Annotated in this window: 25 protein-coding genes and 1 pseudogene; 15 read left to right on the top strand and 11 right to left on the bottom strand. The window is 67.4% G+C overall.

The window, feature by feature from the left end; genetic code table 11:
- Positions 1-186: 186 nt before the first annotated feature.
- Together JZ792_RS10365 and JZ792_RS10360 are read left to right on the top strand one after the other, a co-directional pair.
- On the top strand, positions 187-465 hold the full coding sequence (locus tag JZ792_RS10365; RefSeq protein ID WP_216909321.1) for a cold-shock protein: 279 nt from the start codon (positions 187-189) through the stop codon (positions 463-465).
- A 10-nt stretch (positions 466-475) separates the two neighbouring features.
- Positions 476-1234, top strand: coding sequence for a class I SAM-dependent methyltransferase (locus JZ792_RS10360; protein ID WP_216909319.1), 759 nt, complete (start codon positions 476-478; stop codon positions 1232-1234).
- A gap of 5 nt (positions 1235-1239) precedes the next feature.
- On the opposite strand, the gene JZ792_RS10355 is transcribed toward JZ792_RS10360, so the two are convergent.
- Positions 1240-2136, bottom strand: coding sequence for an SDR family NAD(P)-dependent oxidoreductase (locus JZ792_RS10355; protein WP_216909317.1), 897 nt, complete (start codon positions 2134-2136; stop codon positions 1240-1242).
- 212 nt (positions 2137-2348) lie between these two features.
- A complete protein-coding gene (locus tag JZ792_RS10350) occupies positions 2349-3476 on the bottom strand; it encodes an MCE family protein (protein WP_216909366.1) in 1128 nt (375 codons plus the stop codon).
- A gap of 308 nt (positions 3477-3784) precedes the next feature.
- Between JZ792_RS10350 and cyp51 the strand changes: the two genes are divergently transcribed.
- Positions 3785-5149 carry a lanosterol 14-alpha demethylase gene (gene cyp51, locus JZ792_RS10345; RefSeq protein WP_216909315.1) on the top strand — a complete coding sequence of 455 codons (1365 nt, stop codon included), beginning with the start codon at positions 3785-3787 and terminating at the stop codon, positions 5147-5149.
- An 88-nt stretch (positions 5150-5237) separates the two neighbouring features.
- Here cyp51 and JZ792_RS10340 read toward each other — a convergent pair whose 3' ends face one another.
- From JZ792_RS10340 to JZ792_RS10310, 7 genes are read right to left on the bottom strand one after another with little or no spacing between them, the layout of a single operon-like run.
- Positions 5238-6323 carry an S-(hydroxymethyl)mycothiol dehydrogenase gene (locus tag JZ792_RS10340; RefSeq protein WP_216909313.1) on the bottom strand — a complete coding sequence of 362 codons (1086 nt, stop codon included), beginning with the start codon at positions 6321-6323 and terminating at the stop codon, positions 5238-5240.
- Positions 6320-7420 carry an NAD(P)H-dependent amine dehydrogenase family protein gene (locus tag JZ792_RS10335; protein WP_216909311.1) on the bottom strand — a complete coding sequence of 367 codons (1101 nt, stop codon included), beginning with the start codon at positions 7418-7420 and terminating at the stop codon, positions 6320-6322. Before JZ792_RS10335 ends, JZ792_RS10340 begins: the two co-directional genes overlap by 4 nt.
- Entirely contained in the window at positions 7420-9036 is a 1617-nt protein-coding gene (locus JZ792_RS10330; RefSeq protein WP_216909309.1) for an acyl-CoA synthetase, read from the bottom strand. Before JZ792_RS10330 ends, JZ792_RS10335 begins: the two co-directional genes overlap by 1 nt.
- Positions 9037-9052: 16 nt before the next feature.
- Positions 9053-10297, bottom strand: coding sequence for a hypothetical protein (locus tag JZ792_RS10325; RefSeq protein WP_308165240.1), 1245 nt, complete (start codon positions 10295-10297; stop codon positions 9053-9055).
- 5 nt (positions 10298-10302) lie between these two features.
- Positions 10303-10854 (bottom strand): Cif family virulence factor, encoded by a 552-nt coding sequence (locus tag JZ792_RS10320; RefSeq protein ID WP_216909305.1) that lies wholly within the window; start codon positions 10852-10854, stop codon positions 10303-10305.
- Positions 10854-11078 carry a ferredoxin gene (locus JZ792_RS10315; RefSeq protein WP_216909303.1) on the bottom strand — a complete coding sequence of 75 codons (225 nt, stop codon included), beginning with the start codon at positions 11076-11078 and terminating at the stop codon, positions 10854-10856. Before JZ792_RS10315 ends, JZ792_RS10320 begins: the two co-directional genes overlap by 1 nt.
- On the bottom strand, positions 11075-11896 hold the full coding sequence (locus JZ792_RS10310; RefSeq protein ID WP_216909301.1) for an SDR family oxidoreductase: 822 nt from the start codon (positions 11894-11896) through the stop codon (positions 11075-11077). The genes JZ792_RS10315 and JZ792_RS10310 overlap by 4 nt, the downstream gene beginning before the upstream one ends.
- Positions 11897-12283: 387 nt before the next feature.
- On the opposite strand from JZ792_RS10310, the gene JZ792_RS10305 reads away from it, so the two are divergent.
- The 7 genes and pseudogenes from JZ792_RS10305 (at position 12284) to JZ792_RS10280 (ending at position 18926) form a co-directional block, all read left to right on the top strand.
- The gene (locus tag JZ792_RS10305) at positions 12284-13750 is read left to right on the top strand and encodes an aldehyde dehydrogenase (RefSeq protein WP_216909299.1); all 1467 of its coding nucleotides are present in this window, start codon (positions 12284-12286) and stop codon (positions 13748-13750) included.
- Positions 13751-13864: 114 nt separating this feature from the next.
- Positions 13865-14614 carry an SDR family oxidoreductase gene (locus tag JZ792_RS10300; RefSeq protein WP_216909297.1) on the top strand — a complete coding sequence of 250 codons (750 nt, stop codon included), beginning with the start codon at positions 13865-13867 and terminating at the stop codon, positions 14612-14614.
- Positions 14611-14925 (top strand): annotated as a pseudogene (locus tag JZ792_RS41930) (carboxymuconolactone decarboxylase family protein); the annotation flags it as partial. The gene JZ792_RS10300 and the pseudogene JZ792_RS41930, both read left to right, overlap by 4 nt.
- Before the next feature lie 81 nt (positions 14926-15006).
- Positions 15007-15879 carry an LLM class F420-dependent oxidoreductase gene (locus JZ792_RS10295; RefSeq protein WP_254189618.1) on the top strand — a complete coding sequence of 291 codons (873 nt, stop codon included), beginning with the start codon at positions 15007-15009 and terminating at the stop codon, positions 15877-15879.
- Entirely contained in the window at positions 15879-17144 is a 1266-nt protein-coding gene (locus tag JZ792_RS10290) for a glycosyltransferase family 4 protein (RefSeq protein WP_216909293.1), read from the top strand. The genes JZ792_RS10295 and JZ792_RS10290 overlap by 1 nt, the downstream gene beginning before the upstream one ends.
- The gene (locus JZ792_RS10285; protein WP_216909291.1) at positions 17138-17869 is read left to right on the top strand and encodes a class I SAM-dependent methyltransferase; all 732 of its coding nucleotides are present in this window, start codon (positions 17138-17140) and stop codon (positions 17867-17869) included. Before JZ792_RS10290 ends, JZ792_RS10285 begins: the two co-directional genes overlap by 7 nt.
- Entirely contained in the window at positions 17856-18926 is a 1071-nt protein-coding gene (locus tag JZ792_RS10280; RefSeq protein WP_216909289.1) for a glucosidase family protein, read from the top strand. Before JZ792_RS10285 ends, JZ792_RS10280 begins: the two co-directional genes overlap by 14 nt.
- 18 nt (positions 18927-18944) lie before the next feature.
- Here JZ792_RS10280 and JZ792_RS10275 read toward each other — a convergent pair whose 3' ends face one another.
- Positions 18945-19607, bottom strand: coding sequence for a class I SAM-dependent methyltransferase (locus tag JZ792_RS10275; protein ID WP_216909287.1), 663 nt, complete (start codon positions 19605-19607; stop codon positions 18945-18947).
- 121 nt (positions 19608-19728) lie between these two features.
- Between JZ792_RS10275 and JZ792_RS10270 the strand changes: the two genes are divergently transcribed.
- On the top strand, positions 19729-20307 hold the full coding sequence (locus tag JZ792_RS10270) for a TetR/AcrR family transcriptional regulator (RefSeq protein WP_216909285.1): 579 nt from the start codon (positions 19729-19731) through the stop codon (positions 20305-20307).
- Positions 20308-20310: 3 nt separating this feature from the next.
- Here JZ792_RS10270 and JZ792_RS10265 read toward each other — a convergent pair whose 3' ends face one another.
- A complete protein-coding gene (locus tag JZ792_RS10265; RefSeq protein WP_308165239.1) occupies positions 20311-20916 on the bottom strand; it encodes a TetR/AcrR family transcriptional regulator in 606 nt (201 codons plus the stop codon).
- Positions 20917-21063: 147 nt separating this feature from the next.
- Between JZ792_RS10265 and JZ792_RS10260 the strand changes: the two genes are divergently transcribed.
- The 4 genes from JZ792_RS10260 (at position 21064) to JZ792_RS10245 (ending at position 24743) form a co-directional block, all read left to right on the top strand.
- Positions 21064-22440: a flavin-containing monooxygenase gene (locus JZ792_RS10260; RefSeq protein ID WP_216909280.1), complete on the top strand. Its 1377-nt coding sequence runs from the start codon at positions 21064-21066 to the stop codon at positions 22438-22440.
- Positions 22437-23366: an alpha/beta hydrolase gene (locus tag JZ792_RS10255; RefSeq protein WP_216909278.1), complete on the top strand. Its 930-nt coding sequence runs from the start codon at positions 22437-22439 to the stop codon at positions 23364-23366. The genes JZ792_RS10260 and JZ792_RS10255 overlap by 4 nt, the downstream gene beginning before the upstream one ends.
- Entirely contained in the window at positions 23363-24154 is a 792-nt protein-coding gene (locus tag JZ792_RS10250) for an SDR family NAD(P)-dependent oxidoreductase (protein WP_216909276.1), read from the top strand. Before JZ792_RS10255 ends, JZ792_RS10250 begins: the two co-directional genes overlap by 4 nt.
- Positions 24155-24251: 97 nt before the next feature.
- Positions 24252-24743, top strand: coding sequence for a GyrI-like domain-containing protein (locus JZ792_RS10245; RefSeq protein ID WP_216909274.1), 492 nt, complete (start codon positions 24252-24254; stop codon positions 24741-24743).
- The last annotated feature ends 7 nt before the right edge of the window (positions 24744-24750 follow it).

Here is a 24750-nt window from a genome sequence, read left to right as displayed (position 1 = left end):
CATGGCGTACCTTCAACGCTGCACCGCGGGATTCGATCGACACTCGGAACTGTTGTCCGAGGAGATGTCACCGACAGGGCGGGTCACCTGAGCAATCCGTGACCGTGAGCCACGCGAACTACCCCCGAACACAGATAGACCGCTCCGATTTCCGAAGTCATGTCTCTGTACACGTCAGGAGTATTCATGCAGGGCACGGTGAAATGGTTCGACGAGACCAAGCATTTCGGCTTCATCGCCGCCGCGGACGGCAGCGCCGATCTGCTCGTCGAGAGCAAGGACATCCCCGACGAGTTCCGTCATCTGATCGAGGAGGGCTGCCCCGTCGATTTCCGGGTCGTCGTCGGCATGAAGGGCCCGCAGGCACAGCAGGTCCAGCCGAGCGGCGTGCGATTCCAGTCGACACCCACACCGCTGGTCACCGATACCGACGAAGCCGCGGCAGCGCAGGCGCGGTGCGCGTGAGCGCGCGCCCGTGCGCACCGGCGTGCCCGATCCGGTGACACTCCCGGGAACGGCTGGTCTCGATGTGGCGACCAGCCCCGCACCGGATTCCGAACCCGTCGATCGACGACTGGCGCTCATCGAGCGGAAGTTGATCGAGCAGTGGGAAGCGGCGCCGTTTCCCCGGCTCGCGGAAACCCCCGCCGACAACGGTGTCGGCGACCGCACCGCGGACGACCCGTACTGGCGGTTCCTGCGCCTGATGCCGCGCGCGGGTGTCGAACCGGGCGATCGCTGGGCCGTCGCGTTCAGTGATTCCGTGCGCGACCTGCTGGTACGCACCTACGCGTCGTCGATACCCTCCCCCGCCGACATCTCCTGGATCCGCGAGATATCGGCCGGGCACGATCTGCTCGAGATCGGCGCGGGCAGCGGCTACTGGGCGTGGCAACTGCGTCAGGCCGGAGCCGACGTGATCGCGGTGGACAACAAATCCGCGACGTGGGACCACATGTGGACCGATGTCGCGTTCGGCAATACCGCCGACGCCTGCCTGCACGCCCAGCGCGCGCTGCTGCTCGTCCATCCGCCGCGCGAGTCGGCCATGGCCCAGACCGCGCTGGACTTCTACGACGGCGATCTGCTGATCTACGCCGGGGACGAGACCACCGCCGCCTCCCGGGGCTTCCATGCCACGCTCACGCAGAAGTGGACCGAGATCGGCGCCGCTCCCCACCATCCGACCTATGTCGGCGTTCCCTGCCGACTGCGGGCGTTCCGACGCCGCTGAGGGTGTCAACCGGCCTTGTTCGACGCGTTCTCGTCGATCAGGTCGTGCAGCTCCGCGAGACTCCACGGCGGGGATTCCGCGTGGTCGCGGTAGCCGAGCACGGCGGTCTTGGGGCGTTTGAATCGCCCGATGAAACCGCCCGCGCCGATGAAGATCCTGCCGGTGACATCGGCCGCCTTCTCCGAGGCCAGGTAGAGGTAGAGCTGCGCGACGTGTTCTGCGGGCGGAGCATCGAGCGCGCCGCCCATCGCGACCTCGTCGAGTATGCCTCGGCGATACAGGTCCAGGATCCGCGCCTCGTAGGCGAGTCCGGACGACAGACGGGTCTTCGCGCCGGGACACACGATATTGGCCCGGATGCCGTACTCGCGCAGTTCGGCGGCCATCGCCAGGGTCAGGCTGGTCACCGCGCCCTTACCCGCCGCGTACCCGGTCCCGCCGTAGTCGCCGAGATAGGCGAACGAACTCGTGTTGATGATCGATCCTCGCCCCTGCTCGACCATGCGCGGCGCGGCGGCACGGCAGGTGTTGAACACCGTCGTCAGATGCGAATCGAGCAGCGCGCGCCATTCCCATGGTTTGACGGTGAGTATCGAGGACGCGGGCGGTTCGGCCGCTCCCGCGCAATTGACCAGGATGTCGATGGCGCCGAAGGTGGCGGCGCAGGTGCTCACCAGTTTGTCCGCGACGACCTCGTCGGCCGCCGAGCCCGCGACACCGACGACGCGGTTGCCCGACATGCGGATCGCGTTGGCCGCGCGTTCGACGGCGGCCTCGTTACGTCCGTTGACGACCACCCCCGCGCCCTGTTTGGCAAGTGCGGCGGCGACGGCGAACCCGATGCCGCTACTGCCGCCCACTACCACTGCCCCGCGCCCCCACAGCACACCTTGACCAGTCATTCGATCGTTCCACTCGATTCACACGGCAGCGTTCGGACAGCGGGGGTATGAACGGCTTTCGCCGACGATCCCGGCATGAACACTGTTCCAGACAGTTGTCCAGACACTATCACTCCGATGAGTTCGTGTCAGCCGTATCCCCTGGACCGGAAACAATTCGCGGGATCCCGCTCGGCTGTCGACCGAACAGGGGCGCCGGCCCTGTCGCCGAGTCAGAAACCCGAATCGACACCGGCGAAGAGAATCTCGAAGACCAGCGGGGTCTTCGGGCTGTTCACCGTCGGCGGCACGTACGGGGCGCCCTGATTCGTATCGGTGACCAGGTAGTCGGAATGGCTGCCGCGCACCGGATCCACGACGCCGTCGCAGTGCGGACCGCCGGTCGCGTTCACCTTGGGCAGGTCGTTCGGGTACTTGTACGACGGAGCGGGGAACATGAAATTGGTGTTGAACGCGGCACCCGGTTGCAGACCGCCGACGAAACCCTCGGCGTCCGGCATGACCTGCGCGATTCCGACGATGACGCACGTGAGCACCGGCGAGTAGGCGTCGAGCAGCGCGGCGGTCGGACGCAGCAGATCCAGCGCCGTGCTCGAGGAGCGCTCGTTCTCCGCGAGGACGCTCCCGCCGGTGTCGGCCAGTCCGATCAGATCGAGCAACAGCGCGTCCAGCCGCTGCTGGTTCTCGGCCACGGTCGCGCTCGTATACGTCGCGTTGTCGACCGTGCGCAGCAGATCGGTCGCGGCGTCGGCGTAGAGATCGCCGACCTGCCCGGTCGCGGCCAGATCCCGTTGCAACGCGGGCAGACTCGGATTGATCTCGCGCAGCACCGAATCCGCTCTGGTCAGCAATTCGCCGAGGGTGTCGCCCCGCCCTTCGAGCGCGGTGCCGAGGGCCGCGAGCGTGGCGTTGAGCCGACCGGGCTCGACCTGGGCGAGGACCGCCGACAATCGCTCGAACAGGGTGTTCCACTCCACCGTCACGGACTCGGCCCGCACCAGTGCACCCGGTCGCAGCGAGGCCGACGTAGGCGCGGGCGGCGCGACGAAATTGACATACTTCGCGCCGAACACGGTGGTGGAGCGAATCTCGACCAGCGCGTTGGCCGGCACCCTGCGCAACGCGTCGGGATCGATCGCCAGTCGCAGCGCGACCCGATCGGCCCGGTAGTCGATCGAGGCGACCCGGCCGATCTCGACACCGCGCATACGTACCTTCGCGTCCGGGTCGAGCACGAGACCGCTACGCGGCGCCTCGACCGTCACCGCGACCGTCGAGGTGAAACCGCCCGCGAAGGAGACCATCGCCAGCACCGCCACGGTGACGATGGTGAGGATCATCGCCAACCCGGCGAGTTTGAGCCGTAGTGCCGACCACAGCCATCGCGCCCACCCCTGCCGAGGCGGTGTCGACGGACGCGGACGCTCGACCTGCGTGTCGGACGCGATGTGCTGTTGTGAATTCACTGCTCACCTCTTGGAGAACGACGCGCGACGGGCTGTTTCGCGCACGCCTTCGGTTCGTTGGGGGGACCATCGATCCGTAGCGGGATCTCCCACGGTTCCCTTGCCCGCGCCCAGCCAGCCATAGTACTGTCCAGACACGTGTCCATCATATGTATGGACAGCAAGCTTGGGGAAGGAATCCAATGACTCTGCTGAAACCGAAGCGGGTGTCCGGAGGCGAGCACGAACACGGCCACCTCGAGGAATTTCGGGTCGACCCCATCGCCCTGATGCGTCGCGTCCGCGAGGAATGCGGCGACGTCGGATCCTTCGAACTCGCCGGTCGCCACGTGATCATGCTGTCCGGCGCGGAAGCCAACGAATTCTTCTTCCGGGCCGGCGACGAGGATATGGACCAGGGCGCGGCCTACCCCTTCATGAAACCCATCTTCGGCGAGGGCGTCATCTTCGACGCGCCACCGGAGCGGCGCAAGGAAATGCTGCACAACCAGGCACTACGCGCCGAACACATGCGCGGGCACGCCGCGACCATCGCCCGCGAGGTCGACCAGATGCTGGCGGGCTGGGATGACGAGGGCGAGATCGATCTGCTCGACTTCTTCGCCGAACTCACCATCTACACGTCCTCGGCGTGCCTGATCGGTACCAAGTTCCGCAACGAACTCGACGACCGGTTCGCGCACCTCTACCACGACCTCGAGCGCGGCACCGACGCACTCGCCTACGTCGATCCGTACGCGCCGATCGAGAGTTTCCGCCGCCGCGACGAGGCGCGCGTGGAACTGGTCGCGCTGGTCCAGGGCATCATGGACGCACGCAAGGCCAAGCCGCCCGCGACCAAGGCCGATCGCGACATGCTCGACGTGCTCGTGTCGGTGCCGGACGAGGACGGCAATCCGCGTTTCAGCGCCAGCGAGATCACCGGCATCTTCATCTCGATGATGTTCGCCGGGCATCACACCACCTCCGGGACCGCGGCGTGGTCGATCATCGAACTGCTGCGCCATCCCGAAGTGCTGGAGTCGGTGGTCACCGAACTCGACGAGCTCTACGCCGACGGCTCCGAGGTGAGTTTCAACGCGCTGCGCCAGATCCCGCAGCTGGAGGCGGTGCTGAAGGAGACCTTGCGCCTGCATCCGCCGCTGATCATCCTGATGCGCATCGCCCAGGGCGAATTCGACGTCTGCGGGCATCGGATCGCCCCCGGCGACATGGTCGCGGCCACCCCCGCGATCTCCAACCGGATCGCCGAGGACTTCCCCGAACCCGACCGCTTCGATCCGAGCCGCTACATCGATCCGAACCAGGCCGATCTGATCAACCGGTGGACCTGGATTCCGTTCGGCGCGGGCCGCCATCGGTGCGTCGGCGCGGCCTTCGCGCTCATGCAGCTCAAGGCGATCTTCTCGATTCTGTTGCGGGACTGGGAGTTCGAGATGACACAGCCGTCGGAGAGCTACCGCAACGATCACAGCAAGATGGTGGTGCAGTTGCAGAAGCCGTGCACGGTCCGTTACCGCCGCCGACGACGCACCGAGGAAGCCTGACCGATGTGCGACCGCGCGTCGCGGTCAGCGCCGACAGCGGTGATCGCCCTCCGAGAATTCTCGGAGGGCGACCCGCTCGGGTGACGATTCAGAGCAGCACCACCGAACGCAGCACGTCACCGTTATGCATCCGGGTGAAGGCGTTCTCGACCTGGTCGAGGCCGATGGTCTCGGTGACGAAGGCGTCCAGCGGCAGTCGGCCCTGGAGGAACAGGTCGATGAGCATCGGGAAATCCCGCGACGGCAGGCAGTCGCCGTACCACGACGATTTCAACGCGCCGCCGCGCTCGAACAGGTGCAACAGCGGCAGTTCCAGCGACATCTCCGGCGTCGGCACTCCGACCAGGACCACCGTGCCCGCGAGATCGCGCGCGTAGAACGACTGGGTGTAGGTTTCGGGCCTGCCCACCGCGTCGATCACGACATCGGCACCGAAACCGCCGGTCAGCGCCTGAATAGCGGCCACTACGTCCCCCGAGCCCGCGTGCACCGTATCGGTCGCGCCGAGTCCCTCGGCGGTCACCAGTTTTCGCTCGTCGAGGTCGACGGCGATGATCTTCGCCGCACCCGCGAGCGACGCGCCGAGGACCGCGGCCGCGCCGACACCGCCGCAGCCGATGACGGCCACCGAATCGCCACGCGAGACATTGCCGGTATTGAGCGCCGCGCCGAGCCCGGCCATGACACCGCAGCCGAGCAGACCCGCGACCTGCGGCGGAGCCGCCGGGTCGACCTTGGTGCACTGCCCGGCGGCCACCAGGGTCTTCTCGGCGAACGCCCCGATGCCGAGCGCGGGACTCAACGGCGTGCCGTCGGCGAGTGTCATCACGCCGGTGGCGTTGGCCGTGTCGAAGCAGTACCACGGGCGACCGCGCTTGCAGGCCCGGCATTGCCCGCAGACCGCGCGCCAGTTGAGGATCACGTAATCGCCCCGGGCCACCTCGGTGACACCGGGACCGACCGCGGACACGATTCCGGCCGCCTCGTGACCGAGCAGGTACGGGTAGTCCGTGCCGATCCCGCCCTCGCGGTAGTGCAGGTCGGTGTGGCAGACCCCGCACGCCTCGATATCGACGACGACCTCACCCGGCCCCGGATCCGGTACGAGAATCGTTTCGACGGAGACGGGTTCGCCCTTTCCCCGGGCTACCACTCCGCGCACTTCGTAGGTCATGTAGAGCCTTTCGTCTCGACGGCGGATCGGACGGGGTCACGCCGGGAGCGGTGCAACCCGGCCGCGGCACGCCCGGCCACCGGCGGCAGATCCAGATAGGTGCGCAGGCCGGGTTCGGCCGCGACGACGTAGGGAATCGCGTTGACGCAATGCATCGCGGTGGCGACGATGCCGGGATCGGTCGCGGTCGGATCGGACACGTGCCCGTGCATTCCGGTGAATGTCGTCGTCGATCCGGGATCGCCGACGATCTCGATCTCGTAGCGCTGGCCCGCCGGGCCGAAACTCCAGGGCGGATCGAGATGCTCCTCCCCCATGAACCAGTTCACCGCGGCGGTGATCACCGGTGTTCCGTCGACGGTGCCCTGCCAGCGGTAGCGTTGGGCCGCGACGTGACCGGGCGCTATCTCCCCGATCGGCGAGTCGATCGGTGCGGTGGCGACGGCGATGTCGTGCGTGACGGTCAGATCCGGATCGAGGTCGAACCCGAGTTCGTCGGCGATCATCCAGACCGATTGGCTGTAGCCGCCCGCGAGCATCTGGACCATCGGACTCGCCGCGGCCTTGTCGGGCGTCGCGCCGAACAGCATCCAGTCCCGCACCACCTCGGGCGCGGCGTAGGTGCGGATATCGGAGAACTCCTCGGCGCGCACCGCCGTCACCGAGCCGGACAGCGCCGAGATCACCAGCGGCAGCCGCTCGGTGATACCGCCAGGATGAATTCCGGTGCCGTGCAGCGTGACTCCCGCCTCACGACACAGCGAGTCGTACCGTTCGCGCTCCTTGGCGCGCGGATAGAACCAGCCGAGCGGGGTGACGACGTTCTTGCCCGAGGACAGGATCGCCCGCAGTACCGCGGGATCGGCCATGAAGGGGCTGTACAGCACACAGTCGGCGTCGATGGCGAGCAGTGCGTCGATATCGGTGGTCGCCCGGACTCCGATCGGCGCGCGGCCGATCAGTTCACCCAGATCGCGGCCGTCCTTGTGCGGGCTGTGCACCCACGCACCGACCAGTTCGAGGTCGGGGTGGTCGAGGACGGCGCCGATCGCGGCCTGCCCGAGGCCGCCGGTCGCCCATTGGATCACCCGTGGCATCAGTCCTCCCGGTGATCCGGCGGACGAGCGGCGACGTGGTTCCTGGCCCATCCGTAGTCGGGTTTGCCGCTGGGTGAGCGCACGATGGTTTCGGTGACCCAGATCTGTTTGGGCACTTTGTATCCGGCCAGATAGCGGCGCACGTGCGCGAGCACGGCCGCGAATTCGACGGGTTCGGCGCCGACCGGCGAGACCACCGCGGCGACCTGCTGCCCCCACCGCTCGTGCGCGACGCCGACGACCACGGCGTCGTAGATCGCGTCGTGCGATTTCACGACGCCCTCGACCTCTTCGACGAACACTTTCTCGCCGCCGGTGTTGATCACCATATTGCCGCGACCGAGCAGGGTGATCGAGCCGTCGAGTTCGGAGCGGGCCCGATCGTCGGTCACCACGATGCGCGCGCCGTCGACGGTTTTGAACAGGCGGTCGGTCTTGACGGGGTCCTTGTAGTACCCGATGGGTACCGCGCCCTTCTTGGCCAGCCAGCCCTCGGCACCCGGCTCGACCGGCACACCGTCGGCGTCGACGACCACGGCTCCGCGGCCGGTCTGCACACGCGGACCGCGCGCGGGATCGTCGTCCTTCTGGGCGAATCCGATTCCGCCGAAACCGGTTTCGGACGAGCCGATGGAATCGGAGACCACCGAGGACGGGAACTGTTCGAGCAGCGCGTTCTTCACCGGCTGCGACAGCAGTGCCGCGCCGGAGGCGATCGCGAGCAGCGAGGAGGTGTCGACCGGTTCCGCCGCGTAGCTGTCGAGCAACGGACGGGCCATCGCGTCGCCGGTGATCACCAGAACGTGCGCCCGATGGGTCGCCACCGCCTTCCAGACCGCTCCCGGCTCGAACCTCGGCGACAGGATCACCGCGTTGCCCGACCACAGCGCCGCGAAGGTCGGCATCATGGCCGCGGCGTGGATCAGCGGCGGCAGGACGAACCAGGTACTCGGGTCGCCCTGCGCACCGGTGCGCGACTGCTGGTATTCGTCGGCGACGGGTTCACCGGAGTAGAAGTCGATACCGCCGCCGAGTACCCGCCACATGTCCTCCTGACGCCACATCACGCCCTTGGGCATTCCGGTGGTGCCGCCGGTGTACATCATGAAGAGGTCGTCGCCGCCGCGGTCGATCACCGGACGCGCGGGTGACCCCGTCGCGATGACGGTCTCGTAATGCGCGACACCGGATTCCGCGTCGGGCACGCCCGCGCCGGAATCGTCGTCGACCTGGATCACGTAGCGCAGCAGTGGCGCCGCCGACCGCGCCTGCCCGACCGCCTCGCGGTAGCGGGCGTGATGGACGAGCACCGCGATATCGGAGTTCTCGTACAGGTAGGACAACTCCGCCGCGCCGTAGCGGTAGTTGACGTTGATGGGGACCGCCGCGAGTTTGAAGCAGGCGATCAGGGTTTCGATGGTCTCCACGCTGTTGTGCATCTGGAATCCGACGTGGGTGCCGTTGCCGACACCCACGCTCGCGAGGTGGTGTGCCAGCCGGTTGGCCCTGGCGTCCAGATCCGCGAAGGTGACCCGACGATCCTCGTGGATCAGCGCGATCCGCTCGGGCATCGCGTCGACGGCGTGTTCGAACAGATCGGCGAAATTCTCGGCCATATCACTTCATCTCCGGTCACACGACCGTCAGGGGCAGCGGGATACCACGATCGGTGAAGGCGAAATCGGCGCCGGTACTGAACCGGGTGATCGCCACCTCCGACGCCTCGCGGAAGGTTTTGTCGCCGAGGGTGATCTCGACGGTGAAACCGTCCGGTGACGCCGAGATGACCCGCGGCGTGAATCGCGGGTTCACCCCGCGCACCATCGCCTCGAGCGGGCCCGGGTGGTCCGGGGTGAGCATGGCGGGCCAGGTGCCGTCACGATGGGCGCCGGTGTCGTTCGGCACATGCAGTTGCACCGCACCGGGCGTATCGGTGATCTCGATTCCCGTGTAGGACAGCGGATTCAACGCCGGATGCAGGCGCAGCACCTGGACCAGCGCCGCGACGTCGTCACCGAGACGCAGGCTGTTGCGGATGCGTTCGGAGGCCAGTCCCGCGATGCCGGTGAACTGCTTGCGGCCGATCTCGGCGGCGGCATCCGCGTCGGCACGCGAGCGGACCGCGATCATGAACCCGAGCGTGAGCAGGTGCTGTTGCAAGCAGACCTCTTCGGCCATGCGTACCAGGGCGGACTGTGAGAAATCCGGGAAACGCAGATCGCTCAGCAGCGGGCCCGAGTAATCGGACATGCCCTCCGACGTGGGGTCGACGGCAGGCAATTCCACCCCGGCCGCGACCGACCCGGCGACCAGTTCCGAGTTGGGCGGAACCGGCGGCGGCACATGCGAATCGGAGATGATGACGGTCCACGCGCAGACCGGGCGCCGATCGGCGGGCCGACGCGGCGGCCGGTGGATCGGGCGGACCTGCGCGTACGGGTTGGTGGCGAGCGCGGTGGCGTCGAAAGTCGGATCCTCGATGTCGTGACACATCGAGACGACGAACTCCTCGCCCATCGGTTCCACATCGGCGAGCGCGCCGCAGTGATCGAGCCAGAATTCGCCGTGATCGTGATCGTCTACGCGGTAGCGGAAATCCATGAACTGCGGCGGGGCGCCGATATCGAGCTGGAGCCCCTTGAAGATGGTTTCCACACTGTCGCCGGTGAATTTCAGCGCCCGCTGCATGCGACGGGTGTAGACGGGGCTGGCGGTCTGCCATTCCTCGATCGCGATCTGGGCCATCCCCTCGCGACCGAACGCGCCGATCGAATGCGCCATGCCGGAGCGGTCGATGAGATGTCCGCACAGCAGCAGTTCGGGCACGAGAATCGCCAGGTCGGCCCGGGACAGGCCCTGGTATCTGCTGGTCGGCACGTTGTTCACCACAGCGCGACCGGCGCTTCACCGATGCGGTACCAGCCCGGCAGTCGCTTGGTCGACACCGAGCGCTCGATGCGCTTGTGCATCCCCGGTGACAGCGCGTTCGCCGTGATCATCTCCATGAACAGGGCGGAGACATTGCCGAAGTCGAAGAAGTCGCGCTGCCACGACCATTGGAAATCGCCGCCGTAGCGGAACCAGCTGCCCCCGATCCCGTCGACGGTGTAATTGCGCCCGTCGGGCCGCCGCGCGTCGGCGACCTGCTTCCACAGGCCGATCACGTTGCCGCTGCGCTCGTCGACGACGAAGTCCTGGTACGGGTAGGTCCAGCCCTCGAGTCCGTCCATTTCCTGACCGAGGGCGATATCGCGGATCTCGTCGCGGCCTACCGCCATGAACTCCTGGGTGGGACCGTAGTTCCAGCCGTAGGTGGCGTCGACGGTGTACATCTGCGCCAGCGGCTTCCAGTCACCTTTCTCCTCGCAGCGCTGATTCTCGGTGATCCAGCGCTGGATCATCTCGTCGAGTTCCGCGCGGTCGAAATCGGGCATCAGTCGGTACCTTTCGGGGAGGAGACGTCGCCGTCGTCGGCGAGTGAGAGAGCTTGGGTGGGGCAGTAACGGACGGCGTTCCCGACATCGGCGCTCAGCTCGGAACCCGGTGTGGCGTCGAGGATTTCGACGTGGCCGCGCTTGGGCACGGCGAAGACGGTCGGGGCTTCGGCTTGGCAGACCGCGTGGCCCTGGCACAGATCGGTGTCCACGGAGATCTTCACGACGGGGTCCCCACCGCTTCGGCGGGCGCGGGCGGTGTGACCCGTTCGCGCAGCGGAGCTTCCGGCTGGACTTCGACCAGGGCCATGTGCACGCCGCGCGCGGCGGTGACCACGGCGACGACGGCGGCCGCCATATCCGCGGCCCGCAGCAGATACGGGTGGCGCGCGAAACCCCAGTGCACCCAGTCCTCGAGCAGTGGACCGACGACTTCGGCGTCGGCCTGCATGCCCATGCCGGTCTGGGTGGGGCCCGGACGCACCAGCGAGGCGCGTATTCCGGTGCCTTCCAACTCCATCCGCAATTGCAGGCCCATGGACTCGACGGCCGCCTTGGACGAACTGTAGGCGCCGGTGCGCGGACGCGGGGTCGGGGCGCAGTCCGAGCTGATCAGCACGACGTCACCGCGTCTGCGCTCGAGCATGCCCGGCAGCACGCGGTGCGTCATCCGGTGCGCGCCGACCAGGTGCACCTGCACCTGGTGCAGGAACCGCTCGGGATCCATCGCCTCGATCAGCGAGAATTCGATATCGCCCGCGCCCGAGACCAAAATCTCGGTGGGTCCGTTCGCCGCTTCGGCGGCGGTGACGAACGCGTCGACGGATTCGCCGCTGGTGACATCGAGTCGGTGCGCGAACGCCTGGCCGCCGTCGGCCCTGATCCCCTCGGCGATCTGTTCGCAGACCTCCACCCGGCGCGCGCCGAGCGCGACGGGATGGCCGAGCGCGGCCAGCGCGACGGCGGTCGCGGCGCCGATGCCGGAGGACGCGCCCGCGACGAGGACCGGCCTGCGCGCGGGATGGGGTTCGAAACGTGGCATTACCCGGCCTCCATGGTGTACGGATCCTCGTGACAGAGGTGGTCGTGCGGGTCGACTATCGACGGCTCCGAGGAGTCGGCTGTCATCGCGCGCACCCCGATTCAGATAACACGTTCCCTACCGCGGACGTCCCGAAGAAACGCCCCAGAGACACGTAGCTGGACATGTGTCTGGACGGTATCACCGACCATGATCCAGGACAACGGGGATCAGTGGAGAATTTCCACGACCCGTCCGAATTCATCATGGAACAGGCACGGCCCTCGCGGACGAGAATTCACGGTGCCGCCCATGCCGATACGCTGCGCAACAAGAACATGTTCTTGCATACCCCTAAACGTCCGGACTATATTCCGTACACCTGTCCAGACACTGTGGGAGTAGTTCATGAGCCTTCTGACCGCCGATAGTTCGCAGCTCCTCATCGGAGGTGAGCTGCGGCCCGGGGGCGGCGGCACCTTCGAGACAGTGAATCCGGCCACCGAGGAAGTCCTCGGCCATGCCGCCGACGCCGACAGCGCCGACCTCGACGCGGCCATCGGCGCCGCCCGCACCGCGTTCGACGACACCGACTGGTCGCGCGACCACGCCTTCCGCGCCCACTGCCTGCGCCAACTGCGCACCGCGTTGCAGGCCAATGCCGAGGCGTTACGCGAGATCACCATCGCCGAGGTGGGCGCGCCGCTCATGCTGACGCGCGGCCCCCAGCTCGAAGGTCCGGTCGACGATCTCGAATACGCCGCCGGACTCGCCGAAAGCTACGCGTGGGAGACCGATCTGGGCACCGCGTCGCCGATGGGCATCAAGAGTTCGCGGGTGCTGCGACGCGAGGCGATCGGCGTCGTCGGCGCGATCACGCCGTGGAATTTCCCGCACCAGATCAACTTCGCCAAACTCGGCCCCGCCCTGGCAGCGGGCAATACCGTCGTCCTGAAACCCGCACCCGACACCCCGTGGTGCGCGACCTCGGTCGGCGCGATCATCGCCGAGTACACCGATATCCCGCCGGGCGTGGTCAACATCATCACCTCCTCGGCCCACGAGATCGGCAGCGCGCTGACCAGCGACCCACGGGTCGACATGATCAGCTTCACCGGCTCGACCGCCACCGGCCGCGCGGTCATGACCAACGCCGCCGCCACGCTCAAGAAGACCTTCCTCGAACTCGGCGGCAAATCCGCGTTCGTCATCCTCGACGACGCCGATATCGCCGCGGCCGCGGGATTCGCCGCCTTCTCGGTCTGCGTGCACGCCGGACAGGGGTGCGCGCTCACCACCCGTCTGCTGGTCCCCAGGGCCTCCTACGAACAGGCCATCGAGGCCGCCGCCGCGACCATGGGCGGCATCCGGCCGGGCGACCCCACAAAACCGGGCACCATCTGCGGACCGCTCATCTCCTCGGCCCAGCGCGCCCGCGTGGAGCACTACCTGTCGCTGGCCCGCGCCGAAGGCGGACGCATCGTGGTCGGCGGCGGGCGGCCCGCCGCACTCGACCGCGGCTTCTTCATCGAGCCCACCCTCATCGCCGATCTCGACAACGGGTCCACCGTGGCGCGCGAGGAGATCTTCGGGCCGGTGCTGGTCGTCATCCCGCACGACGGCGACGACGACGCCATCCGCATCGCCAACGACTCCCCCTACGGGCTGTCCGGTTCGGTGTGGGGTACCGATCCCGCGCGAATCGACCACGTGACCAGCCGCATCCGCACCGGAACCCTCGGCGTCAACGGCGGCATCTGGTATTCCGCCGACGCGCCGTTCGGCGGCTACAAACAGTCGGGCAACGGGCGTGAGATGGGTGTCGCCGGTTTCGAGGAGTACCTCGAAACCAAACTCATCGCCACCGCCGGATGAATCGCCACCGCCGGATGATCCGGCACTTCGCCACAGCCGGGTAACCGGCTCATCGCCGGGGTTCGTCCCGGTACGACCCATTCGTTCGCATCACCGATCAGCAGGAGCTGGTACATGTCTCGTTTCACCGGAAAATCCGTCATAGTCACCGGCGCGGCCCAGGGCATCGGGGCCGCCTACGCCGCTGCGCTGGCCGCCGAGGGCGCCAAGGTCGTCGTCGCGGATCTCAACGCCGAAGTCGGCACGGCCACCGCGGAGAAGATCGTCGCCTCGGGCGGCACCGCGGTCTTCGCACGGGTCGATGTCGCCGATCCCGAATCCGCGGTCGCGCTCGCCGAATTCACCGTCGCCGAATTCGGCGGCATCGACCATCTGGTCAACAACGCGGCCATCTACGGGGATATGAAACTCGATCTCCTGCTCACCGTGCCGTGGGACTACTACAAGAAGTTCATGAGCGTGAACATGGACGGCGCGCTGAACGTGACCCGCGCGGTCTGGCCGCATATGCGGAAGAAGGGCGGGTCGATCGTGAACCAGTCCTCCACCGCCGCCTGGCTGTACTCGGGCTTCTACGGACTGGCCAAGGTGGGCGTCAACGGGCTCACCCAACAGCTGGCCACCGAACTCGGCGGCAACAACATCCGGGTCAACGCCATCGCGCCGGGCCCCATCGACACCGACGCCACCAAGAACGTCACCCCGGGATCCATCGTCGACGACATGGTCAAACGCCTGCCGCTCAAGCGCATGGGCACACCGGACGACCTGATCGGCGCCTGCCTGTTCCTGCTGTCCGACGACGCGGGCTGGGTCACCGGCCAGATCTTCAATATCGACGGCGGACAGATCTTCCGCTCATGACCGACAACACGCCCCCAGAGATCTCCGAGGTCCGCAAGCGCGGACTCGCCAAGATGTCCCAGGTCTACGGCTGGGAATTCCGGGACGGGCCCGGCGAGCATTTCGCGGTCACCGCCGATCATCTCTTCGCCGACATCTGGTCGCGTCCCGCGCTGTCGGTGCGTGACCGTCGCCTGCTGCTGCTCGGCGCGCTCGCCGCGCAGGGGCTTTTCGATGTCGCCGATATCCAGGTGGGCGCGGCCTATCGCAACGGCGAACTCGACGAGACGCAATTGCGCGAGGCCGCCCTGTTCCTGTGCCATTACGTCGGCTGGCCGCAGGGCACCGCGCTCGACGGTGTCGTCGGCTCGATCGTCGGCAAGGAGAAGAAGAAGGTGCGCACCGGCGATCGGCTGCGCTACGGCATCGTGCTGTTCACCAGCGACCGCGGCATCACCCCGGCCGCGGCCGCCCGCGCGGCCGAGCAGACCGGTTTCCATTCCTTCTACGTCCCCGAGCACACCCATATCCCGGTGCGCCGCGACGCCGCCCACCCCCAGACCGGCGACGCGAGCCTGCCGGACGACAGGTATATGCGCACCCTCGATCCGTGGGTCGCGCTGTCGATGGCGGCGGCGGTGACCGATCGCATCGAACTCGCGACGGCGGTGGCGCTGCCGGTCGAACACGATCCGATCACCCTGGCCAAGACCATCGCCTCGCTCGATCACCTGTCCGGCGGTCGCGTCGTCCTCGGCGCGGGATTCGGGTGGAATACCGACGAGCTCACCGACCACGGTGTTCCGCCGGGTAAGCGTCGCACGGTGCTGCGCGAATACCTGGAGGCCATGCGCGCGCTGTGGAGCGAGGACGAGGCCAGCTATTCCGGGGAGTATGTCCAGTTCGGCCTCAGCTGGGCGTGGCCGAAGCCGCCGCAACGGTCGGTGCCGGTCCTGATCGGCGCGGCGGGGACCGAGCGCACCTTCCAGTGGATCGCCGAATCGGCGGACGGCTGGATCACCACGCCGGGCGAAACCGATGTCACAGCTCGACTCGAATCGTTGCAGCGTATCTGGCGTGAGGCCGGTCGGAAGGGGCGTCCGCGCGTGGTCGCGCTGGATCTCAAACCGGATAAAGCGCGCCTGTCGGAGTGGGCGGAGGCCGGGGTCACCGACGTACTGTATGGCTTGCCGGACAAATCCGATTCCGAAGTGCGGGCATACCTGGATCGGCTGTCGGGCAAACTGCCCGATATCGAGTTGCCCGCCGACGGAGGAACCCCCTAGTGCGCATTGCTTTGTTGTCCTACCGCAGCAAAGCCCACTGCGGCGGCCAGGGTGTCTACATCCGCAGGCTGAGCACCGGGCTGGTCGAACTCGGTCACGAGGTCGAGGTCTTCTCGGGTCCGCCCTATCCCGAGGATCTCGACGATCGGGTGCGGCTGACCCGGGTACCGAGCCTGGATCTCTACCGCGATCCCGACCCGTTCCGCACACCGCGCCCGAGCGAGATCCACGACCGGATCGATCTGCTGGAACTGGCGACCATGTGGACGGCGGGCTTCCCCGAACCGCGCACGTTCAGCCTGCGGGCCGCCAGGCTGCTGCGCGCGCGGGCCGGGGAGTTCGACGTCGTCCACGACAACCAGTGCCTCGGCTCGGGACTGCTCGACATCCAACAGCTGCTGCCACTGGTCGCGACCATCCATCACCCGATCACCAAGGATCGCGAGGTCGATCTGGCCGCCGCGATCTGGCGTAAGAAACCGCTCGTGCGCCGCTGGTACGGCTTCCTGGGGATGCAGCGGCGGGTGGCGACCCGGATTCCGGATCTGCTGACCGTCTCGTCGTCGTCGGCGGCCGATATCGTCGCCGATTTCGAGATCGCGCCCGAGCAGTTGAAGGTGGTGCCGCTCGGTGTGGACACCGAACTGTTCACCCCGGGCGCCGGGCCGCGCCATCCCGGGCGGATCGTCGCGGTGGCCAGCGCCGACAAACCGCTCAAGGGGATCAACCATCTCCTCCAGGCGCTGGCACGGCTGCGGGTGACCCACACGGTGGAACTGCAATTGGTCGCCAAACTGGAACCGAACGGGGCCACCGAGAAGGCGATCGCCGAACTCGGTCTCTCCGATATCGTCACCGTCCGCAGCGGGCTCACCGATCTCGAACTGGCCGAACTGCTCCGGTCCGCCGAAATCGCCTGTATCCCTTCGCTGTACGAGGGGTTCTCGCTGCCCGCGGTGGAGGCGATGGCCAGCGGGACACCGCTGGTCGTCAGCCGGACCGGCGCGCTGCCCGAGGTCGTCGGCGAACCGGGGGTGTGCGCCGAACTCATCGAGCCGGGCGACCACCTCGAACTGGCCCGCGCGCTCGGCGGACTGCTCGACACCCCGCAGCAGCGGGCCCGCATGGGGATCGCCTGCCGCGAGCGCGCGGTGTCGGTCTTCAGCTGGGAATCGGTGGCCGCCCAGACCGCGCAGGTCTACCAGCGGGCCATCGACCGTCGTTCGGCCCGCTCCGACGACACCGCAGGAGGACAGTCGTGCTGACCGTCGATTTCGATCGTCTGGGCATCGGCCCAGGGACCCGCGTCATCGACGTCGGCTGCGGCGCGGGCCGTCACTCCTTCGAGGCCTACCGCCGCGGGGCCGACATCGTCGCCTTCGACCAGGACGCCGAGGAACTGTCCGGGGTCGATCTGATGCTGCGGGCCATGGCCGAGGCCGAGGAGGTCCCGGCGGGAGCGGCGGCGCGGACGGTGTGCGGCGACGCGCTGGCCCTGCCGTTCGCCGACGGGGAATTCGACTGCGTCATCGCCTCGGAGATCCTCGAGCACATCCCCGAGGACGACGCGGCCATCGCCGAACTCATCCGCGTGCTCCGCCCCGGCGGCACGCTCGTGGTGACGGTGCCGCGCTGGCTGCCCGAACGGGTCTGCTGGGCGCTGTCGACCGAATACCACAGCAACGAGGGCGGTCACGTCCGCATCTATCGCGCCGACGAACTGCGCGCCAAGATCGGCGGGCGCGGTGTGCGTTTCGCCCATCGCCACCACGCGCACGCGCTGCACGCGCCGTACTGGTGGCTCAAATGCGCTGTGGGCGTGCGCAAGGACGACCACGTGCTGGTCCGCGCCTATCACCGACTGCTGGTCTGGGACATGATGGGCAGGCCGCGCACCACCCGGCTGGCGGAGAAATTGCTCGACCCACTGGTCGGCAAGAGCGTCGCGCTGTATTTCAGCAAACCGGTGGTCGACCGTGTCGCGGCGTGAACTGCCGTTCGTCCCCGGGGTGCTGAGCAGGCGGCAGAGTCTGCGGACCGGTGAATCCATCGCCGCCGAACAGGAACCCTCCGGCGCCATCCCGTGGTTCGGCGGCGGGCATACCGATCCGTGGGATCACATCGAATCGGCGATGGCGCTCAGTGCGACCGGACTCCTCGACGAGGCGAAAGCCGCCTACCGGTGGTCGGCCTCGACGCAGCGGCCCGATGGTTCCTGGCCGAGGCAGTTCCGGCTCGGGGTCATCGAGGACGCCGGTACCGAGAGCAATTTCTGCGCCTATATCGCGACCGGTGTCTGGCATCACCTGCTGTGCACGGGCGATACCGACTTCGCGCGCGAGATGTGGCCGACGGTGCGCGCCGCCATCGATTACGTCCTGGAACTCCAGGGTGAACACGGCCAGATCTATTGGGCGCGTGACGACAACGGAATCTTCGACGAGGCGCTGCTGACCGGATGTTCGAGCATGCACCACAGCATCGGCTGCGCGTCGGCGCTGGCCGGGGCGCTCGGCATCGAACGCCCCGACTGGGAATCGGCCCGCGCGCGACTGGGTTCGGTGATCCGGCAGCGCCCGGAGGTCTTCGCGGTCAAGGATCGCTACTCGATGGACTGGTACTACCCGATCCTCGGCGGGGCGATCACCGGTGACGCCGGTCGGGCCAGGATCGCGGCGCGGTGGCGGGATTTCGTTGTCGGCAATATCGGCATCCGCTGCGTCTCGGATCGGCCGTGGGTGACCGGGGCCGAAACCTGCGAACTGGTCATGGCGCTGGACTGCCTCGACGAGCGCGCACGCGCGCTGGATCTGTTCGCCGCCATGCAGCATCTGCGCGAAGCCGACGGTTCCTATTGGACCGGACTCGTGTTCGCCGACGGTAAACGCTGGCCGGAGGAGCGCACGACGTGGACCGGCGCCGCGGTCGTACTCGCCGCCGACGCCCTGTCGCGCGCTACGCCGGGCAACGGGATATTCCGCGACGCCGTCTTCCGGGACGCGGTCGCCGGGGTCGCGTCGACGGGCGCCGGATACGTCATCGCCTGAATCCGGCGCCCCGCTGGTTCAGGCCGGCGCGGGCGTCGCGATCCGTTCGAGAACGCGCAGCGAACCCGTGCGGGACATTTCGCGGAATTCGCCGCTGTCCAGCGCGCGCCGGTAGATGCCGTAGGGCGCCTGACCACCGTCGTTCGGGTCCGGGAAGACATCGTGGATGGCCAGGGCCGAGCCGAGGGCGACCCATTTCGCCCAGCCCTCGTAGTCACGTTGCGCGGCGATCTCGGTGTGGCCGCCGTCGATGAACAACAGCGAGATCGGCGCCCGCCAGATCGGGGCGACGCGCACGGATTCGCCGACGATCGCGATCACGGTGTCGTCGAGTCCGGCGCGGACCATGGTCCTGCGGAATTCGGTGACGGTGTCGAAGCGTCCGGTCACCTCGTCGACCAGCGCGGTGTCGTGGTATTCCCAGCCCGGCTGGTGTTCCTCGGAACCGCGGTGATGGTCGATCGTGAACACCTGCGCATTTCGTGAACGCGCGGCGGCGCCGAGCCATATGGCGGATTTACCGCAATATGTGCCGATTTCCACGATCGTCCCGTCTGCCGAATATCGCAGGGCCGCCTCGTAGAGTGCTTTGCCCTCCTCGAAAGGCATGAAGCCGGGAACATCCGCCGCCAGATCGGCCCACTGTGAAATATCCGACGATCGAACAGAACTCGACACCATGTCATCGACCTAACCCTAGGTCCCTGAGCACGGCATTCGCGAAATGTCGAACCGCGTCATCAGGGAAAATACGAGCGGAGCGTATTGCTCCCGACCAGGCATAACAGTATCATCCAGACACATGTCCAGAGGCGATTCCAAGACTGTCGAAGCCACCCGTAGGCGCTTGACGGGAAAGCAGGCCGACACCGTCGAAAAACTGACCAAGGCCGCGGTGGAGGTCCTGTCACGCGAGGGTTTCGCCGGCATGACCATTCGCATGGTCGCCACCGCGGCCGGGGTGGGCACGGCCACCGCGTACACCTACTTCTCGTCGAAGGAACATCTCGTCGCGGAGATATTCTGGCGCCGTCTGCGCACCACGGATTCGCCCGCTTCCGACGATGCCGACCCGACGGTGCGCGTGGTGGCGGAACTGCGCAGCATCGCCCTGCTCGTCGCCGACGAACAGGAATTGTCCGGCGCGGTGAACAGCGCCCTGCTCGGTCGCGATCCCGATGTCGAACATCTGCGCGTGCGCATAGGGGCGGAAATTCGCAAGCGTATTTCCCGCGCACTCGGAGAGGATCCCGATCCGGAAGTCGTCGAATCGCTGGAATTACTGTATGCGGGCGCGCTGGTCAGAGCGGGCATGGGTTACGAATCGTATTCGGATATCGCGGACCGCCTGGAGCGTTCCGCGTTGCTCCTGCTGAAATGAATGTCAGGTCGTGGCGGGGTCGGCGGACAGCGCGGGAAGTATGTAGCGGCGCACATGCCGCCGCACCGACCCGGCGTCGTCCGGATCGATGGCGGTGCTCGGCATCGTGCCGAGGCTGATCAGCAGCCGCGCGACCCATTCCGACACCTCCGCGAGGTCGTGCCCGGGATGGATCTCGCCGCGCGCCGCCGCGGCCTCGACGTAGGGACGCCAGAACGAGGCCAGGTCGGGGACGAAACCCGAGACGCCCGCACCGGCGCAGACCGCGAATTCCCCCGGTTCGTCCAGGCGCAATCGCATGAGCAGGGCGCCGGGGTCGTCGTAGGCGCCGCGGCCGATCCGCACACCGGCCGTGACCTGTTCACCGAAGGTGTCGAACGTGTCCAGCTCGGCGCGGGCGTCGGTCCAGAAGGCATCGGTCAGCCGGACGATCGCCGCGCCGAGCAGGGCCGTCTTGTCGGGGAAATGCCGGTAGAGCCAGGCACGCGAGACCCCCGCGGCCTCGGCGACCTCGCTGACCGTCGTCGCCCGGATCCCCTTGGTCGCCAACAACTTCTGCGCGGCGTCGAGCAGCCGATCCACCACCGTCGCCGTCGGTGCTTCGGTCACGCGCCTCGCTCTCCGGTTTCGGCGTTCCCGAGGGAACGACATCGAGTTTCCCGAAAACCCTAGCAAGTTGTGGACAGATCTGAGAATGTGACTACTAGTAGACACTCTTCAAATTCTGTCTACTACTCGGCTCGGAAGGATCGGGATATGTATCAACCGCGGACCGCGGTCATCGGCGCCGGTATCAGCGGACTCACCGCGGGAAAGATGCTCAACGACTACGGCGTCCCGTACGTGTGTTTCGAGTCGTCGGACCGGGTGGGCGGCAACTGGGCCTTCGGCAATCCGAACGGGCACAGCAGCGCCTACCGATCGCTGCATATCGACACGTCCAAACATCAACTGTCGTTCCGGGACTTCCCGATGCCCGAGAAGTTCCCCGACTTCCCACACCACACCCAGATCAAGCAGTACCTCGACGACTACTCCACCGCGTTCGGCCTCGGCGAGCACATCCAGTTCGAGAACGGTGTCGAACACGCCCGCCGCCTGCCCGACGGCGGTTGGGAGCTGCGCACCCAGCGCACCGGAACCCAGTACTTCGATCTGCTCGTCGTCGCGAACGGCCACCACTGGGATCCGCGCTACCCCAGCTTCCCCGGCGAATTCACCGGAACCACCATGCACGCGCACCACTACATCGATCCACGCACGCCGATGGACTTCACCGGAAAGCGGATCCTGGTGGTCGGCCTCGGCAACAGCGCGGCCGATATCGCCGTGGAACTGTCCTCGAAGGCGCTACAGAACACGCTGAGCCTGTCCACCCGCTCCGGCGCGTGGATCGTGCCCAAATACATCGCGGGCAAGCCTGCGGACAAGTACTTCCGCACCAGCCCGTACATCCCCTATTCGTGGCAGCGCAAGTTCATCCAGCTGGCAAGTCCGCTGACCTCGGGCAAGCCGGAGAACTACGGCCTGCCGACGCCCAATCACAAACTCTTCGAAGCACATCCGACCCAGTCGGTCGAACTGCCGCTACGCCTCGGATCCGGCGACGTGCTCCCGAAACCCGATATCGCGCGTTTCGACGGGCAGACCGTGCATTTCACCGACGGCACCGCCGACGATTTCGACGTCATCATCTACGCCACCGGCTACAACATCACCTTCCCGTTCTTCGATCCCGAATTCCTCAGCGCGCCCGACAATCGGATCGACCTGTACAAGCGGATGTTCGTGCCGGGTATCGAGGACCTGGTCTTCGCCGGGTTCGCCCAGTCGACGCCCACGCTGTTCCCGTTCGTCGAATGCCAGGCGCGGCTGATCGGCGCCTACGCGGTCGGCCGGTACCGGCTGCCCGAACCGGAGCGGATGCGCGAGGTGATCGTCTCCGATCAGCAGCACTACACCGGGCATATGCTCGACCGCCCGCGCCACACCCAGCAGGTCGACTATTTCCTCTACGAACACGATATGCGAACACGCGAACTGCACGCGGGCGCGCAGAGATCCCGTGTCCTCGGGCCGCCGAAGTGGGCAGCTGTGAGCGACACGGTGACGAACACGGGAGTGCGACAGTGACGAAGGACTACCGAGAAGTCTCGTTCGACTCACACGGAACCAGGTGCGACGCCTGGCTTTTCGGTGCGGACGGCGCCGACCGTCGCCCCGTGGTCGTCATGGCGCACGGTTTCGGCGGCACCAAGGATTCCGGTCTCGCGCCGTTCGCCCGACGGCTCGCGGCAGCGGGTGTCGCGGTATTCGCCTTCGACTACCGCGGTTTCGGCGCCTCGGAGGGCGAACCGCGACAACGGGTCTCGATGACGGCGCAGGTTCAGGACTACCACGCCGCCATCGTCGCGGCCGCGCGGCAACCGGGCGTCGACCCGAAGCGCGTTGTGCTGTGGGGCATCTCGCAGTCCGGCGGCCACGCGCTGACGGTGGCGGCGGACCGATCCGATATCCACGGCGTCATCGCGATGGTGCCGCTGGTCGACGGACTCGCCGCGGGCCGCACCGCGCTGACCCAGATCGGCGCCGCCGCGATGGCCCGATCCACGGTGACCGGGGTGCGCAGCGCGCTGGCCGGGCGGTTCGGCCGCACCCCGACCATGATGCCGCTGGTCGGCCGACCGGGCGAACACGCCGCGCTCACCGCCGACGGCTACTACGAGAGCTACCTCGCCCTGGCGGGTCCGACCTGGCGCAACGAGGTCGACGCCGCGGTCGGACTCGAACTGGGCGGATACCGGGCCGATCGCAAGGCCGACCGCATCACCGCCCCGGTTCTCGTGCAGATCGCCGATTTCGACCGCGCCGCACCACCGCATTCCGCGGCGAAGGCGGCCTTCAAGGCGAAGGCCGAAGTCAGGCACTACCCGTGCGACCACTTCGACCTCTTCTCGGGCAATCCGTATTTCGATGCCGCGGTCGACCATCAGGTGCGCTTCCTGCGCCGTCATCTGCGGCTGGACACAGCCGTTCCAGCGATCGAGGAGTCGGTATGAACGCCATTGACGGAAGCGCGGACAAGCGCTCGGCGCTGGTGATCGGCGGCGCGTCGGGCATCGGTTTCGCCACCGCGCGCACCCTGGCGGCGGAGGGTTATCGGGTGGTGATCGCCGATGTGAACGAGGCGGGCGCTCGGGACGCGGCCACCCGGCTGGGCGGCGAGGTGACCGCGATCGCCATGGACGTCACCGACGAGGCATCGGTGCAGCGAGGATTCGAGGCCGAACAGGGCATGCACGCCGTGGTCGACTGCGCCGGACTCTCCATGCCGGGCACACTCACCGAACTCGAACTCGCGCACTGGCGCACCACCATCGACGTCTGTCTGACCGGTACCTTCCTCGTCCTCAAACACGCGGGCAGGCAGATGGCCGACGGCGGCAGCATCATCTGTATCGCCTCGCTCAACGCACGCCAGCCCGGCACCGGCATGGCCGCCTACTGCGCCGCCAAGGCGGGCGTGCTGATGCTGGTCGAGGTCGCCGCACTCGAACTCGCCGAACGCGGTATCCGCGTCAACGCGATCTCCCCCGGCCTGGTCGACACCCCGCTGGTCGCGGGGGCCGCGCTGGTGCCGGGCCTGATCGAGGAATACCTGGAGAACACCCCCCTCGGCCGCAGCGGACAACCCGAGGAGATCGCCGACGCGGTGGCCTTCCTCGCGTCGAGCCGAGCGTCCTGGATGACCGGGTCAACCATCGATCTGAACGGCGGCGCGCACCTGCGCAGATACCCCGACGTCGTCGGCCGGGTGAAGGCGATGATGGAGCAGGCCACGCCATAACGGCAGAAGATACCCACCGATGTCCGGCGGCTGACCCGCGGTTCCGAGGACGGTGACTACTGTGTTCGTGGAATATCCCACGACATCGAGGAGAGTCATGTCCGACGACGGCAGTGTCGATCCGACGGCCGGGCCGGTGGTGGTCGAGGTGGGCGAGGTGGTGACGGCGATCGTTCGGGGTGAGGTGGCGGTGAGCGGGCTGCGGGACTTCTTCGACTCGTCGTTCCAGGTGCTGCCGCAGGTCATCGGCGAGCAGGGGGCGACGATCGTCGGGCCCGCGTACGCGCTGTTCCGGTCCATCTCCGAGGAATCGTGGGATCTCGATGTGGGCTTCGCCGTGGATCGGGAGTTGCGGCCGCAGGGTGAGGTCGTCGCGGATCGACTGCCCGCGGGGCGGGTCGCGCGGGTGGTGCACGTCGGTGGCTTCGACGGACTCGGTGACGCGTGGGATCGGCTGGGTTCGTGGATCGAGGAACAGGGCGCCAATGCCGGGCCGGTGCGGTGGGAGGTCTACCACACGCGGCCCGCCCCCGATATGGATCCTTCGCTGTTGCGCACGGAACTGAACTGGCTGATCAGTCCCTCCTGAGGCGACG

The sequence above is a fragment of the Nocardia noduli genome (assembly GCF_019038455.1).
GTDB lineage: Bacteria > Actinomycetota > Actinomycetes > Mycobacteriales > Mycobacteriaceae > Nocardia > Nocardia noduli.
Note: the sequence above shows the minus strand (reverse complement) of the source record. Positions and strands in the feature narration are given on the sequence as shown.

What these genes read in the sequence shown, in the direction of transcription:
- JZ792_RS10245 (WP_216909274.1), top strand. Translation starts at nt 24,252, where the DNA reads ATGTCCGACGACGGCAGTGTCGATCCGACGGCCGGGCCGGTGGTGGTC.
- cyp51 (WP_216909315.1), top strand. Translation starts at nt 3,785, where the DNA reads ATGACTCTGCTGAAACCGAAGCGGGTGTCCGGAGGCGAGCACGAACAC.
- JZ792_RS10250 (WP_216909276.1), top strand. Translation starts at nt 23,363, where the DNA reads ATGAACGCCATTGACGGAAGCGCGGACAAGCGCTCGGCGCTGGTGATC.
- JZ792_RS10335 (WP_216909311.1), bottom strand. Translation starts at nt 7,420, where the DNA reads ATGCCACGGGTGATCCAATGGGCGACCGGCGGCCTCGGGCAGGCCGCG.
- JZ792_RS10305 (WP_216909299.1), top strand. Translation starts at nt 12,284, where the DNA reads ATGAGCCTTCTGACCGCCGATAGTTCGCAGCTCCTCATCGGAGGTGAG.
- JZ792_RS10340 (WP_216909313.1), bottom strand. Translation starts at nt 6,323, where the DNA reads ATGACCTACGAAGTGCGCGGAGTGGTAGCCCGGGGAAAGGGCGAACCC.
- JZ792_RS10300 (WP_216909297.1), top strand. Translation starts at nt 13,865, where the DNA reads ATGTCTCGTTTCACCGGAAAATCCGTCATAGTCACCGGCGCGGCCCAG.
- JZ792_RS10365 (WP_216909321.1), top strand. Translation starts at nt 187, where the DNA reads ATGCAGGGCACGGTGAAATGGTTCGACGAGACCAAGCATTTCGGCTTC.
- JZ792_RS10350 (WP_216909366.1), bottom strand. Translation starts at nt 3,476, where the DNA reads ATGATCCTCACCATCGTCACCGTGGCGGTGCTGGCGATGGTCTCCTTC.
- JZ792_RS10320 (WP_216909305.1), bottom strand. Translation starts at nt 10,854, where the DNA reads ATGCCCGATTTCGACCGCGCGGAACTCGACGAGATGATCCAGCGCTGG.
- JZ792_RS10260 (WP_216909280.1), top strand. Translation starts at nt 21,064, where the DNA reads ATGTATCAACCGCGGACCGCGGTCATCGGCGCCGGTATCAGCGGACTC.
- JZ792_RS10330 (WP_216909309.1), bottom strand. Translation starts at nt 9,036, where the DNA reads ATGGCCGAGAATTTCGCCGATCTGTTCGAACACGCCGTCGACGCGATG.
- JZ792_RS10270 (WP_216909285.1), top strand. Translation starts at nt 19,729, where the DNA reads ATGTCCAGAGGCGATTCCAAGACTGTCGAAGCCACCCGTAGGCGCTTG.
- JZ792_RS10355 (WP_216909317.1), bottom strand. Translation starts at nt 2,136, where the DNA reads ATGACTGGTCAAGGTGTGCTGTGGGGGCGCGGGGCAGTGGTAGTGGGC.
- JZ792_RS10275 (WP_216909287.1), bottom strand. Translation starts at nt 19,607, where the DNA reads ATGGTGTCGAGTTCTGTTCGATCGTCGGATATTTCACAGTGGGCCGAT.
- JZ792_RS10310 (WP_216909301.1), bottom strand. Translation starts at nt 11,896, where the DNA reads ATGCCACGTTTCGAACCCCATCCCGCGCGCAGGCCGGTCCTCGTCGCG.